The following is a 13803-nucleotide window of genomic DNA, read 5'->3' as shown; positions in this document are numbered from 1 at the left end:
CCGACGCGACCCGCCGGCCGTGCGGCCCCGTCGCCCGGCGTGCCCGCGCGCGGTGTGCGCCCCGTCACCGCGTCGTCCCGGGCCGCCGCCTAAGCCAGGCCGGATGAGCATCAGCATCCACGACGTCAGCGTCCCGGTCTTCGTCCACGCGCTTGGCAACATGAGCGCGTGGCTCGACAAGGCGGCGGCGGAGAAGCCGGAGGCCGACCTGCTCGGCCGGCGGCTGGCTCCGGACATGAAGCCGTTGCCGGCCCAGTATCAGATGGCGTCCGACAGCGCGAAGAACGCGGTGGCCCGGCTCGCCGGGATCGCGGCGCCCGCGATGCCCGACGTCGAGGCGAGCTTCGCCGAGCTCAAGGCGCGCTGCGCCCGGACGATCGCCTTCGTCGAGGGCGTCGATCCGGCGGCTCTGGCCCTCGGTGCGGAGCGCGCGGTGGAGCTGACGTTCCCGAACGGCATGGGATACCGCTTCAGCGGGCAGGGCTACCTCACCGGCTTCGCGCTTCCGAACTTCTTCTTTCACGTCACCACGGCCTACGGCATTCTGCGGGCCGCCGGGGTGAGCCTCGGCAAGCCGGATTTCCTGCAGCATCTCGGGCCGCCGACCCTCCACGCCACGAAGTAGCCGCTCGGGCTCCCCGGCCCGGACCCGATCCCCGGGATCGGGGCGCGCGGGATCGCGCCAACGCCTGTGACGATGTCGCCCGGGCCGTTTCGGGGCGGCGCGTGAGCCTTCGCGCCGCCGGCGCGTTCATGGCCCGTGTCCGCATCCGAACGGGAGCCCCGATGTCGAGCCTGGCCGAGCGAAAGGCGCGCCTGATCGTCCACGGCGATCGGCCCTACAACGCCGAGCCGCCGCTCGCCCGGTTGCGGGCCGCATACCGGACCCCGGCGGAGGACTTCTACGTCCGCTCGCACGGCGACCTGCCGGACCTCGACCCCGACACCTGGCGCCTCGCCGTCGAGGGCGGAGACGGTGCCGCGCGGGCGCTTTCGCTGCACGACCTGCGGACCCGCTTCCCGCAGGTCACGGTCACGGCGACGCTGCAGTGCGCCGGCAACCGGCGCGCCGACATGCGGGCGGTCGCCCCGGTCTCGGGCGACCCGTGGGATGCCGGGGCGATTGGCACGGCCGCGTGGACGGGCGTGCGCCTCGGCGACCTCCTGCGCGCGGCGGGCGTCACCGAGGGCGCGGACCTCCACGTGGCCTTCGAGAGCCACGACCGGGTGGACGGCCGCCCGTACGGCGCCTCGATCCCGCTCGCCAAGGCGATGGCGCCCGAGACCCTGCTCGCCTACGCCATGAACGGGGAAGCCCTGCTGCCCGAGCACGGCTTCCCGGTCCGCGCGGTGGTGCCGGGATTCGCCGGCGTGCGCAGCCCCAAATGGCTCCGGCGCCTCGCCGTGCAGGATCGCCCGTCCGACAACCCGATCCAGGCCGAGGATTACAAGCTGTACCCGCCCGACGTCGGCGCCGAGACGGCGGACCCGGCCCGGGGGCACACCATCGACACGATGCCGCTGAACGCCGCGATCTGCGAGCCGGAGCGCGGCGCCGCCCTCCGCGCCGGTCGCACCAGGGTTCGCTGCTACGCGGTGAGCGGCGACCGGGCCATCGTGCGCGTCGACGTCTCCGGCAACGGCGGCCGGTCCTGGCGGCAGGCCGACCTGGAGCACGCGGCCGGCGCGCCGTTCGCCTGGACGTTCTGGGCGGTGGAGCTCGATCTGCCGCCGGGCGAGCACGAGCTCGCGGTCCGCGCCTGGGACGCCGCCGGCCAGACGCAGCCGGCGCTGCCGGACGACACCTGGAACCACAAGGGCTACCTCTGCGCCTGCTGGCACCGCGTGCGGGTGAGCGTCACCGCAGCGCGCATCGATGGCGCGATCCCCGCGGCGCACGATTGATACCGGGTCTCATGGGTCAGGACCCATGAGGTCCGGTGGACGACCGCCGCCCCGCAGTCGCGGGGGCCAAGGCTCGATGCGTCACGCTCGGCGAGGCTTGGCATGAGGCGGGTCGCGAGCCGGCGGGCGCGCGACGGCCGCTCCCGAGGCGTCCGCCCCGCGGGCATCCACCGGCGGCAAGTCCCTTTCGCGGCTCGGTGTCGGCCCGACCCGTGACGCGGTCGTGGCGCGGACTACCGCGCCTCCGGAGCGTCGCTTCCCTCGATCAGCCGGGCGTACTCGGTCTCGGCCAAGCCGTAGCCGTCCCCCGCCACATCGAGCAGACGCTCGCGGTCGATGATCTGGACGTGGCCCCGGCGCTTGCCGACGAGGCCGTCCTTCTCGAGAACCTTCATCGCCATCGTCACGCCGGGCCGTTCGACGCCCAGCATCAGCGACATGAACTCCTGCGTGACCGTGATGTCGTCTCCCTCGCCGCGATCGTGACACATCAGCAGCCAACGGGCGAGGCGGGTCGGCGTACCGCCGCGGGCGTTCGCGAACGCGGTCTGCGCGGTCTGGATGGTTTGGGTCTGGATGTATCGGTGCAGGAGGCTCCGTAGGGCGGGGCGTCGCTCCACTTCGGCGCGCAGGTCGGGCACATCGACCGTCAAGACGTGCCCGGCCGCCTGCACGAAGTGGGTGAACGGGCTGCGGTCGTCGTCGAGCAGGACCGGGGCGGCCCCGACCAAGCCTTCGCGGCCGAGCAGCCCGATCTCGATGCGGCCGCTGGGCGCATCGGAGGTGACGGAGACAATGCCCGCCTCCACGAAGTGGACGCTCGTGATCTGCGTGTTGGCCGAGATGAGCACGCGCCGGAGCGAGATCGCCTCGGGACGCAGCGCAGGCGCCAGGGCGGCGAAGTCCTCCGGAGGCAGCGCGCGCAGGAGGCGGTTGCGCAGGGCGGCCTGCTGGAGATCTGCCACGTGTGCTCTCGCGTTGCGGGCAAGAGCACACGCTGTCCCTCAATCGTCAGCGCCCTGAAACGAGCCGACCACCGAGAATACATGGTGCGCGATACATAGATCAGCAATCGCTCCGAGCCGTACCATGGACATTAATCAGGTGGAATTCCCGGATAAATCGTCATATTTTTACTTATCGAGCGTGATCCGATTCTCCATCCAAGGGAGAGGTGCCGAGCAATCCGCGTGATCTTACTGCTTCTCCGCCCGCAGCATCTCGCGGGCGAACGCGAACACCGCGTCGCGCCCTTTCGGCGATTTGATCGCCAGCCAAGTCTGGATGAGCAGCGAGGCATCCTTCGGGTAGCCGGCGTTGGACTGCTCGAAGAATGAGTCTGGGGAGCAGCCGAGCATCAGCGCGAGCTGAGCGAGCGTCTCGGAACCGCTGCCTTCAGGGGCCATGTCGGTCCCCTTAGGTGTCGGCATATCCATCTTATTCCCTCGTGTATCCGTCTCTAGCTCGACAGGAATGCATCTTAGCATTGCAGAGGGGGTAGTAAAATCGTAAATAATGTACAAAAATAGAGACAGGCACAGCTCTGTAAAAATTTTACATTTTATCTTTCCGTGCAGGAAGGAAATGCTTGTGGATCACACGCCTGATCTGAATGCGGTCGCCGACGCGGTCATGGCCGCGCATGCCGTCATCGACGAGCACGGCACGCACGAGATGAAGACGATGAGTCGGACGCTCCTGTTCACGGTCGGCAAGGCGATCGCCCAGCGCAGCCGGCCTGCGCGCGAACCGCAAGATCTCCGAGGCGACGAGGTCGGGTGACCTCGGGGCGAATCGCGGCGTCGGAACGAGGCGATGTCCCGATCGCGTTCCGCATTCGATGGGGCGACGCGTGCGATCCAGCCCAGGGCTTCCAGTCGTCTCGCCGGCGACCGCTGCGCGAAGGCATGCCGCGCCGGCCTTCGCCTAGGCCGGCGCGCGCGGGCGCGGTAGGCTCGCGGCGTTCCGCCGTCGCGAGCCCTGAGGACCCCGCATGCGCCTCGATCCTGCCCTGGCCGCCCGCATCGCGGCTTCCGTCGCGGACGGGTTCGCCGACCAGGTCGCCCACACCCAGGCGCTGGTGCGGTTCGGCTCGACCCGCGGCGCCGAGCACGCGATCCAGGATTTCGTGTTCCGCGGCTTCCGCGCGCGCGGCTACGCCACCGAGCGGTTCGGCATCGACGCCGCCGCGGTCGAGGCCCATCCCGGCGGCGCCAAGGTCGCGGCCGGGCATTCCGAGGCGCCGGTGGTGGTCGGCATCCACCGGCCGCGGGACGAACGCGGGCGCTCGCTGATCCTCCAGGCCCATGTCGACGTGGTGCCCCCCGGGCCGCTCGATCTGTGGACGCACCCGCCCTTCGATCCGGTGATCGCCGGCGACTGGATGTACGGGCGCGGCGCCGCCGACATGAAGGCGGGGCACGCGGCCAACCTATTCGCCCTCGACGCCCTGCGCCGCATCGGCCTGCAGCCGGCCGCCACCGTGACGATCCAGTCGGTGGTCGAGGAGGAATCCACCGGCAACGGCGCGCTCGCGGCGCACCTGCGCGGCTACCGCGCCGACGCGGTGCTGATCCCCGAGCCGATGGACGAGGCCCTGGTGCGGGCCAACACCGGCGTGCTGTGGTTCACGGTCGAGGTGCGCGGGCGCCCGGTGCACGTGCGCGAGATGGGGGCCGGCGCCAACGCCATCGACGCGACCTACCGGGTGATCGGCGCCCTGCGCGCGGTCGAGGCGCGCTGGAACGCCGACCGGGCCGGCCGGCCGCACTTCGCCGAGGCCGAGCACCCGATCAACCTCAATATCGGCCGGATCGAGGGCGGCGACTGGATCTCCTCGGTGCCGGCCTGGTGCCGCATCGGCTGCCGGATCGCGCTCTATCCCGGCCTCCGCGCGGCCGACGCCGCCGCCGAGATCGAGGCGGCGGTCGGCGCCTTCGCCCGCACCGACCCGTTCCTGTCGGGCACGCCGCCGCGGGTGAGCTTCGACGGCTTCTTCGCCGAGGGCTACGTGCTGGAGCCGGGCTCGGACGCCGAGAACGTGCTCGCCGCCGCCCACCGCGCGGCGGTCGGGACGGCGCTCACGAGCGTCATGTCGCCCTGCTACCTCGATACCCGGGTGCACGCCCTCTACGAGCGGGTGCCGGCCTTGTGCTACGGCCCGCGGAGCGAGAACATCCACGGCTTCGACGAGCGCGTCAGCCTCGCCTCGGTCCGGCGCATCACCACGGCGATGGCGCTGTTCGTCGCCGAATGGTGCGGGACCGAGCCGGCCTGATCCCGCCCGGTCAGGCGGCGCGCACGGTGGCGAGGAAGCGCCCGACCTCGGCGGCGAGGTGCTCGGACTGGCGCGACAGCTCGGACGCCGCGCCGAGCACCTGGGTCGCGGCCGCCCCGGTCTCCTCGGCGGCGCCGGCGACGCCGGTGATGTTGCTGGTCACCTCGGCCGTGCCCATCGCCGCCTGGCCGACGTTGCGCACGATCTCCTGGGTCGCCGCGCCCTGCTCCTCGACCGCCGCCGCGATCGCGGTGGCCACCGCGTTGATCTCGCGGATGCGCCCGGTCATCCCGCCGATCGAGGCGACCGCCTGACCGGTCGAGGCCTGGATCTGCGCGATCTGGCCCGAGATCTCGCTCGTCGCCTTGGCGGTCTGCTCGGCCAGGGCCTTCACCTCGGAGGCGACCACGGCAAAACCCTTGCCGGCCGCGCCGGCGCGGGCCGCCTCGATGGTGGCGTTCAGGGCCAGCAGGTTGGTCTGGCCGGCGATGTCCGAGATCAGCCCGACCACGGCGCCGATCCGCGACACCGCCGCGCTCAGCTCCTGCACCCGGGCGCCGGTCTGGTCGGCCTCGCGCACGGCCAGATGCGCGAGCTCGGCCGAGCCGCCGACCTGCCGGCCGATCTCGGCCACCGAGGAGCCGAGCTCCTCGGCGGCCGCCGCCACCGTGTTGACGTTGGTGCCGGCCTCCTCGGCCGCGGCCGCGACCGTGGTGGACTGGCCGGCCGTCTCGGTCGCCGTCGCGGTCAGGGTCTGGGCGGTGGCCTGCAGCTCGGTCGCCGAGGACGACACCATGCCGATGATCCCGCCGACCGCCGCCTCGAAGTCGTCGGCCATCTGGCGCATGCCGGCCTTGCGCTGCGCCTCGGCCGCCAGCCGCGCCTGCGCCGTGTCGGCCTCGAGCTTGCGGGTGCGGATCAGGTTGTCCTTGAACACCTGCACCGCCGCCGCCATGGCGCCGATCTCGCTGCGCTCGCCGGTATGCGGCACGGCGATCGCGGTGTCGCCCGCCGCCACCGTGTCCATCACCCGGGCCATCCGCTGCACCGGCACGGAGATCGTGAACACCGACATCCATCCGACCGCCAACGCCGTCGCCGCGACGAGGCCGAGGCCGACGGCGATGGCGAAGCGCGCCTGCTCGCCGAGCGCCGTGGCGCTCTCGGCGCTCGCCCGGCCGGCGGCGTCGTTGAAGGCGAGGTCGGCCTTCAGCGCGGCGCGCGCGGCGTTGAGCGCGGGGAGCATGCCATCGAGGAGGTGCGCGCTCGCGCCCTTCGCGTCGCCCGCCTGCAGCCGCCGCAGGAATTCCTCGCCCATCGCCGAGTAGGCCGGCACGGTTGCCTTCACCGCCTCCCACAGCGCCTCCTCGCCGGGGCTGACGAAGCCGGCATAGTCCTTCAGGTCCGCGTCCAGCTCGGCCATGCTGGCGCGCAGCCGCGGCAGCGATTGCGGCCGCCGCTCGTCGCTGGAGACGAGGTAGGCGAGCTGCCGGCTGCGCAGCGCCTCGAAGTTGGTGGCGAGCCGCCCGAGGATGCGGGTGGACGGCAGCGCATTGCCCGCGAGCGCGTCGGTCACGGTGCTGAGGGCGTGCAGGCGCGCATAGCAGAAGCCGCCGAGCCCGGCCGTCAGCAGGAACAGCACCAGCACCGCGCCGACCAGGCGCGCACGGATCGAGAAATGGGCCAGCATCGCGGAATCCTTCGTCGCAAGGCTCCGTGATTGTCGATCCCGGTTAAGATCACCCTATAAGGACCGGACGGTCCTCGGATGCGCAAGATTTCCCTTTGGCGCGACCTTGCCGGTCTACGCCGCCGGGGCGAGGCATCGGCCGGCTCGATGCGGGATCGCGCCGGCCGTCCCGTCAGGCGCGGCTCACGGGATCAGCCGGTCGGCCCGCAGGCGGGTGAACAGGTCGAAGAATGCGTCGTCGGTCGGCTGGTAGGCGAGGAACCCGAGCCGACGGCTCTTGCTCATGTCGGTGACCACCTCGATCGGCCGGCCGAGGTCGGCGTCGGTGTGCCAGGGCGAGGCGAGCTTGGCGAGGTCGGGCTCGGCGAGGCCGTGGCGCGAAGCGATCTCGGCCCAGACCGGGCCGTCCTCGGCCATCTGCGCCTCGAGCGGCCGCACCGTGCCGTCGAACGGCTCGGGCGTCAGCCCGAACCAGGCCGCGATCCGGCCCCACATCCAGCTCCAGCGGAAGACGTCGCCGTCGACGACGTTGAAGTCCTGGTTGGCCGCGTCGGCGCTGGTCGAGGCCCAGAGCAGGTGGCGGGCGAGCAGCCGCGCGTCGGTCATGTCGGTCAGCCCGCTCCACTGCATGCCGGAGCCTGGGAAGCGGAACGGCCGGCCGGTCTCGCGGCACAGGGTGGCGTAGGCGGCCAGCGTCGTGCCCATGTTCATGGCGTTGCCGACCGCCTTGCCGATGATCGTGTGCGGGCGGTGGACGCTCCAACGGAAGCCGTCGCGGGCGGCGGCCGAGAACACCGCATCCTCCTGGGCGTAGTAGAAGTTCTCGACGTCGAGCCGGCCCTGGTCCTCGCGGAACGGGGTCTGCGGCACCGAGCCCTTCCCGTAGGCCTCGAACGGGCCGAGATAGTGCTTCAGGCCAGTGACCAGGGCGACGTGCCGGAGCGAGGCAGCCGGCCGCAGCGCGTCGAGCAGGTTCTCCACCATCGCGCCGTTGACGCGGATCATCTCGGCCTCGGTGTCGCGGCGCATCCAGGTCGCGAGCACCACGTGGCTCGGCTTGAGGCCCGCAAGCGCCCGCCGGAGGGAGGCCGGATCCTGCAGGTCGGCGGCGACGGGCACGACGCCGTCCTGCGCCACGGGCTTGCGCGCCAGCCCCGCCACCGCCCAGCCCTCGGCGGAGAACCGCTCGGCGGCCGCGCTCCCGACGATGCCGCTGGCGCCCACGATCAGAACCGAACCCGTCATGCATGACCCTCGCTGCCGAAGGCGCGCGGCCTTCGTATGCGGGTTCAACCAGCGGGCGTGCGTTGCGTTGCAGCGAAGACGCCTCTTCCCTTCCCCCTCTGCGGGGGAGGGGAGGTGCCCGCATCGCCCGGATTGCGGAACCGGGCCCCCGGCCTCACGCCACCCGGTCGATCGCGTCGCCCAGCACCTGCGCGATCTCGCCGATCTGGCCGTGCTCCAGGATCAGCGGCGGCGAGAGCGCGACGATGTCGCCGGTGACGCGGATCAGCAGGCCGCGCGCGAAGCAGTCGACGAACACGTCGTAGGCCCGCTTGCCCGGCGCGCCGGGGCGCGGTTCCAGCTCGATCCCGGCGATCAGGCCGATGGTGCGGATGTCGGTGACGCGGGCGCGCCCGCGCAGGTCGTGCATCGCCGCGGCCCAGTCGTCGGCGAGGTCCGCCGCCCGGGTGAGCAGGCCCTCGTCGCGGTAGATGTCGAGGGTCGCTAGCCCCGCCGCGCAGGCGACCGGGTGTCCGGAATAGGTGTAGCCGTGGAACAGCTCGATGCCGTCCGGGCCGTTCATCAGCGCGTCGTGGACGTGGCGGCCGGCGAAGACCGCGCCCATCGGGATGGTGCCGTTGGTCAGCCCCTTGGCGGTGCAGACGAGGTCGGGCGTCACCCCGAAGAAGTCGGCGGCGAAGGGCGCGCCCAGCCGCCCGAAGCCGGAGATCACCTCGTCGAAGATCAGCAGGATGCCGTGCGCGTCGCAGATCGCGCGCAGGCGCTCGAGGTAGCCCTTCGGCGGCACCAGCACGCCGGTCGAGCCCGCCACCGGCTCGACGATGCAGGCGGCGATGGTCTCGGCGCCGTGCAGCGCCACGAGGCGCTCGAGGTCGTCGGCGAGCTCGGCCCCGTGCTCGGGCTGGCCCTTGGTGAAGGCGTTGCGGGCCGGGTCGTGGGTGTGGCGCAGGTGGTCGGTGCCCGGCAGCGTCGGGAAGGCCCGGCGGTTCGAGACGATGCCGCCGACCGAGATGCCGCCGAAGCCGACGCCGTGGTAGCCGCGCTCGCGCCCGATCAGCCGGGTGCGGGTGCCCTGGCCGACCGCCCGCTGGTAGGCCAGCGCAATCTTGAGCGCGGTGTCGACCGATTCCGAGCCCGAGCCGGTGAAGAACACCCGGTCGAGCGCGGCGCCGGCCGGCCCAGGCGCGATCTCGGCCAGGCGCTCGGCGAATTCGAACGCGATCGGGTGGCCCATCTGGAAGGTCGGGGCGAAGTCCATCGTCGCGAGCTGGCGCTCGACCGCGCTCGCGATCCCGCGGCGGCCGTGCCCGGCGTTGCAGCACCACAGGCCCGCCGTCCCGTCGAGCACCTGGCGGCCGTCGTCGGTGGTGTAGTGCATCCCGTCGGCGGCCACGAACATCCGCGGCGCCGCCTTGAACTGGCGGTTGGCCGTGAACGGCATCCAGAACGCCTCCAGCGAGGGCGCGTTCTTCCGTGCGTTCAGGTCGGACATGAGGGCTCCTCGGCTCGCGATCGTGCCGGCAGGGGACCCGGTTTCGCGCGCCGCAACAACCCCCTTTCGCGCAAGCCGGGCGCCTCCGGCATGTGCCCGGCAACGGCCGCCCGGCGGGGGCGGCGGTCGAGGGCGCCGTGATCGCACCGGCTTCCGCGCCTTCGGGTGGGCGTGGTCTGCGTCAGACGCGGCGCCATCCCGGCTGGCTCGGATCGACGAGGCGATAGTTGACCGGAGCTTGGCCGCAGATCGCGATCACCGCCGGTTCCGTCCCGGGGCGGATCACGCCGTCGTAGTGCGGCGTGCCCGCGACCCGACGCACGAAGCTACCGGCCGGAACGGGAACGCAGAAGGCGGGATCGAAGTCGGGGCCGCTGTTGCACCACCAGATGCCGGACACCACCATGCAGAACCGGTCGGTCGTGTAGGTGTGCGGAGCGCTCATGTAGCCGGGCCACCACCGCACGAGCGTGTAGTAGAAGCCGGTTCCGTTGCTGTCGCCGGTGAGGGCGCAGCGGTCCGAGCAATGGTCGGGATAGGTCGGCGTCGGGGTCCAGACCAGCTGGTTCGGCAAGCGGATGATGGTCTGTTCCGGGTCGAGCGGTGAGGCGGCGGCCTGGCCGAACGCGAGGGGCAGAGCACCGAGCAGCGAGGCCGTCAGCACGTCGCGCCGGTTCGAGGTGGGAGCAGTCATGGGCGTCTTCCTCGCGGGTGATGGTGGCTGGGCGTCTCGATGGCGCCCATGTCCGCGGTCTTCATTCCATCGATTCGCGGCGCCGCAAAGCCGCGCCGGACGCCGGCGACAGCTCCGGCACGGCACGGGGCGCGGCCATCGCCGGGACTTGTGCGAAGGAAACCCGACGCAGGCTCCGATGCGAGGGACGCCGGCTCCACGGATGAGAATTCGACGGTGGCGAGACTCGCAGCGATCCTGGCCGGCACTGCATTCGGCGCTCGCGGCGGAAGGCCGCGTTCCCGAACAGGACATCGAGGAGGAAGCGATGCTGTATCACGTCAGGATGGACGTCCATCCGCCCACGCAGCTGCCGCCGGCCGAGTTCGACCGGTTGAAGGCCGAGGAGAAGGCGCAGGCGCGGGCGCTCCAGGAATCGGGCCGGTGGGTGCACCTCTGGCGCATCGCCGGGCAGTACGCCAACATCAGCGTGTTCGACGTGGCCGACCACGACGAGCTGCACGCGATCCTCTCCGGCCTGCCGCTGTTCCCGTTCATGAGCGTGACGGTGACGCCGCTGGCCCGGCACCCGTCGGCCTTGTGAGCGGGGGGCCCCTTCCCTCTCCCCTCTGCGGGAGAGGGAAGGCTGGGGTCACGGGTTCGTCACCAGCCTGCAGGTGCTCTGCGCCAGCGGCTGGAAGGCCTCGTCGCCGGGGATGGTCTTGAGGATCGTGTAGAAGTCCCACGGGCCCTTCGACTCGGCCGGGGTCTTCACCCGCGCCAGGTACATGTCGTGGACCATGCGGCCGTCGGGGCGCAGCTTGGCGTTGCGCGCGAAGGCGTCCTCGATCGGCAGCGCACGCATCTTGGCCATCACCGCGAGGCCGTCGTCGGTGCCCGCCGCCTCGGCCGCCTTGAGGTAGTGCAGCACCGCCGAGTAGTCGCCGGCCTGGACCATGGTCGGCATCCGCCCGCCCATGCGTTCGCCGAAGCGCTTCGCGAAGGCGCGGGTGCGGTCGTCGAGGTCCCAGTAGAAGCCCGTCGTCAGGATCATGCCCTGTGCCGCCTTCAGGCCGACCGAGTTGACGTCGGTGAGGAAGATGTTGAGGCCGCCGAGCGACTGGCCGCCCTCGGCGATGCCGAACTCGGCGGCCTGCTTGATGGTGTTGATCGTGTCGGCGCCGGCATTGGCCATGCCGATGATCCGGGCGCCCGAGGCCTGCGCCTGGATCAGGTAGGACGAGAAGTCGGCGTTCGGGAACGGGTGCTTGACCGAGCCGCGCACCGTGCCGCCCTTGGCCCGCACCACGCGGGTGACCTGGGCCTCGAGGTCGTGGCCGAAGGTGTAGTCGGCGGTGATGAAGAACCAGGTGTTCTTCGGGTCGTCGGCCAGCGCCGCGGCGGTGCCGGCGGCGAGCGCGTGGGTGTCCCAGGACCAGTGCGCGCCGGTGGCCGAGCAGGCGGCGTTGGTCAGCGCCATCGAGCCGGCGCCGGAATTGATGTCGACCTTGCCCTTGGCGCGGGCGACCTCGCGCACGGCGAGCCCCGCCACCGACGAGTTCGTGTCGAAGATCGCGTCCACCCCCTCCGTGTCGAACCAGCGGCGGGCGATGGTCGAGGCGATGTCGGCCTTGTTCTGGTGGTCGGCGAAGATCAGCTCGACCTTGCGGCCGCCGATCGCCCTGCCGAAATCCTCGATCGCGAGCTGCGCCGCCGTCACCGAGCCCTTGCCGGCGAGGTCCGAGTAGCCGCCGGACATGTCGGTCAGCACGCCGATCCTGATGCCGCCGTCGGCGTACTGGGCGGAGGCCGGCGTCGCCGCGAGCAGCACGGCCGTGGACAGCGCTGCAGCGAGCGCGGATGCGGGAATGGTCCTTGCCACGATCGTCCTCCCGGGGGCTTGTGGTCGCGAACCCGATCCGCGTGCCCGCCCGCGGATTCGGCGATCCGGCCTCGCCCGGTTGGCGGTTTTTCCCCGCGTCCGGAGGCAGGCCGGCGCCGTGCGCGAGGCCTCGCGCGCGGCCGGCTTCACCTATAGCGGCGTCCCGGTGCGCGATCGCGCCCGGCCGGGGCGAACCGGTGAGAACCGCCCGCGGGTGTCAGGAAGCCCGGGCGCGCCATCGCTTGTGCCGCGCTACACAAATGATCGCCGCCATCCGCAGCCCGCCCCCGGAGCCGCCATGCCGTTCATCATCGAGACCTTCGACAAGCCCGGTCACGAGCACCTGCGCCGCGCGGCGAGGGCCGAGCACCTCGCCTTCCTGGAGGTCCAGGCCGCGCGGCTGCTCGCCTGCGGCGCGAAACTGTCCGACGACGGGTCGGATGCGGGCGGCGGCCTCTACCTCGTCGACGTGGAGACGCGGGCGGAGGCCGAGCGCTTCATCGCCGAGGACCCGTTCGCGAAGGCCGGCCTGTTCGAGCGGGTCGCGATCCAGCGCTGGCGCAAGGCCTATCTCGACGGTCGGAGCTACCTGAAGCCCCAGGCCTAGCCGAAGCCCAGGCCTAGCCGAAGCCGTAGAGCGCGCGCGGGTTCTCGACGAAGAGCCTTCGGCGCCTGGCCTCGTCCGGCACCCAGTCGGCCACGAGGTCGAGGAGCGTCGCGAGCTTCGGCGGCCCGTCCCAGGCGGCGACGTGCGGCCAGTCGGAGCCCCACAGGCAGCGCTCGGGTGCGGCGTCGTTCAGCGCCCGGGCGAAGGGGATGGTGTCGGCGTAGGGCGCGCCCGCCACCGAGGTGCGGAACGCGCCCGAGAGCTTCACCCAGGCGCCGTCGCGCACCAGCGCCACGAGGGTGGAAAAGCCCGGGTCCGAAAGGCCCGCCGCGGTCGGCATGTGGCCCATGTGGTCGACGACGAACGGCACCGGCAGCCGCGACAGCCGCGCGGCGAGCGGCGGCAGGCTGCGGGCGTCGATCAGGAATTGCAGGTGCCAGCCCATCTCGCGGGCGAGCGCGCCGTAGGCCTCGACCGCCGCGAAATCGATGCCGCCGCCGTAGAGCACGTTGAGGCGCAGGCCGACGATGCCGGCGTCCTTCATCGCGCGGAGCTCGCCCTCGGGCAGCCCGAGGGGGATCACGGCGATGCCGCGCAGGCGCTCGGCGTTCGCGGCCAGCGTCTCCAGCAGCAGCCGGTTGTCGGTGCCGTGGACGCTGACCTGGACCAGCACGCCGTGGGCCATGCCGGTGGCGTCGAGCATCGCCAGGTAGGCCTGCGCCGGCGCCGCCGGCGGGGTGTAGCTGCGATTCGCCACGAACGGATGGGCCGGCGGCCGGCCGATCACGTGGGCATGGCTGTCGACCGCCCCCGCCGGCACCGCGTAGCGCGTCGGGCCGGCGGGATGCGGATCGGGCGCGGGGCAATCGCGGATCGGGGTCATGGCGTCCTCTCCTCCGAACTCGACGCAGTCTTTCCCTCCCCCCTGAGCGGGGGAGGGTGGCTCGCGCAGCGGGTCGGGAGAGGGGAGCGCGTTGTCCGGAGAGGTCGCTCCCCTCTCCCGACCCTCGCTGACGCGAGGCCCACCCTCCC

General features: G+C 72.0%; 14 protein-coding genes. 6 read left to right on the top strand and 8 right to left on the bottom strand.

Going from position 1 to position 13803, the window contains the following annotated elements; translation table 11 throughout:
- Window positions 1–103 precede the first annotated feature (103 nt).
- Window positions 104–625, top strand: coding sequence for a DUF1993 domain-containing protein (locus FV230_RS15360; RefSeq protein ID WP_147727309.1), 522 nt, complete (start codon window positions 104–106; stop codon window positions 623–625).
- A 161-nt stretch (window positions 626–786) separates the two neighbouring features.
- Window positions 787–1905, top strand: coding sequence for a molybdopterin-dependent oxidoreductase (locus tag FV230_RS15355; protein ID WP_147843010.1), 1119 nt, complete (start codon window positions 787–789; stop codon window positions 1903–1905).
- 233 nt (window positions 1906–2138) lie between these two features.
- Here FV230_RS15355 and FV230_RS15350 read toward each other — a convergent pair whose 3' ends face one another.
- Entirely contained in the window at window positions 2139–2870 is a 732-nt protein-coding gene (locus FV230_RS15350; protein ID WP_147843009.1) for a Crp/Fnr family transcriptional regulator, read from the bottom strand.
- 231 nt (window positions 2871–3101) lie between these two features.
- Window positions 3102–3341 carry a hypothetical protein gene (locus FV230_RS15345; protein WP_147843008.1) on the bottom strand — a complete coding sequence of 80 codons (240 nt, stop codon included), beginning with the start codon at window positions 3339–3341 and terminating at the stop codon, window positions 3102–3104.
- A gap of 196 nt (window positions 3342–3537) precedes the next feature.
- Here FV230_RS15345 and FV230_RS29705 point away from each other — a divergent pair, with 196 nt between their 5' ends.
- Entirely contained in the window at window positions 3538–3687 is a 150-nt protein-coding gene (locus tag FV230_RS29705) for a hypothetical protein (protein WP_187275514.1), read from the top strand.
- Between the two features lie 211 nt (window positions 3688–3898).
- Window positions 3899–5182, top strand: coding sequence for an ArgE/DapE family deacylase (locus tag FV230_RS15340; RefSeq protein ID WP_147843007.1), 1284 nt, complete (start codon window positions 3899–3901; stop codon window positions 5180–5182).
- A gap of 10 nt (window positions 5183–5192) precedes the next feature.
- On the opposite strand, the gene FV230_RS15335 is transcribed toward FV230_RS15340, so the two are convergent.
- The 4 genes from FV230_RS15335 to FV230_RS15320 all read right to left on the bottom strand — a co-directional run bounded on the left by FV230_RS15335 (window position 5193) and on the right by FV230_RS15320 (window position 10303).
- Window positions 5193–6872 (bottom strand): methyl-accepting chemotaxis protein, encoded by a 1680-nt coding sequence (locus FV230_RS15335; RefSeq protein ID WP_147843006.1) that lies wholly within the window; start codon window positions 6870–6872, stop codon window positions 5193–5195.
- Between the two features lie 183 nt (window positions 6873–7055).
- Window positions 7056–8117 (bottom strand): SDR family oxidoreductase, encoded by a 1062-nt coding sequence (locus FV230_RS15330; protein ID WP_147843005.1) that lies wholly within the window; start codon window positions 8115–8117, stop codon window positions 7056–7058.
- A gap of 154 nt (window positions 8118–8271) precedes the next feature.
- Window positions 8272–9600: an aspartate aminotransferase family protein gene (locus FV230_RS15325; protein WP_147843012.1), complete on the bottom strand. Its 1329-nt coding sequence runs from the start codon at window positions 9598–9600 to the stop codon at window positions 8272–8274.
- Window positions 9601–9790: 190 nt separating this feature from the next.
- Window positions 9791–10303 (bottom strand): hypothetical protein, encoded by a 513-nt coding sequence (locus FV230_RS15320; RefSeq protein ID WP_147843004.1) that lies wholly within the window; start codon window positions 10301–10303, stop codon window positions 9791–9793.
- A 307-nt stretch (window positions 10304–10610) separates the two neighbouring features.
- Here FV230_RS15320 and catC point away from each other — a divergent pair, with 307 nt between their 5' ends.
- Entirely contained in the window at window positions 10611–10886 is a 276-nt protein-coding gene (gene catC, locus FV230_RS15315) for a muconolactone Delta-isomerase (protein WP_147728655.1), read from the top strand.
- A 48-nt stretch (window positions 10887–10934) separates the two neighbouring features.
- Here the strand turns inward: catC and FV230_RS15310 are convergent, their stop codons facing one another.
- Window positions 10935–12152: an ABC transporter substrate-binding protein gene (locus tag FV230_RS15310; protein ID WP_147843011.1), complete on the bottom strand. Its 1218-nt coding sequence runs from the start codon at window positions 12150–12152 to the stop codon at window positions 10935–10937.
- 310 nt (window positions 12153–12462) lie between these two features.
- On the opposite strand from FV230_RS15310, the gene FV230_RS15305 reads away from it, so the two are divergent.
- A complete protein-coding gene (locus FV230_RS15305; protein WP_147843003.1) occupies window positions 12463–12771 on the top strand; it encodes a YciI family protein in 309 nt (102 codons plus the stop codon).
- Between the two features lie 13 nt (window positions 12772–12784).
- Here the strand turns inward: FV230_RS15305 and FV230_RS15300 are convergent, their stop codons facing one another.
- A complete protein-coding gene (locus FV230_RS15300; protein WP_147843002.1) occupies window positions 12785–13654 on the bottom strand; it encodes an amidohydrolase family protein in 870 nt (289 codons plus the stop codon).
- Window positions 13655–13803: the final 149 nt, after the last annotated feature.

The organism is Methylobacterium sp. WL6, from assembly GCF_008040095.1.
Classification (GTDB): Bacteria; Pseudomonadota; Alphaproteobacteria; order Rhizobiales; family Beijerinckiaceae; genus Methylobacterium.
This window is presented reverse-complemented; position numbering and strand designations above follow the sequence as displayed.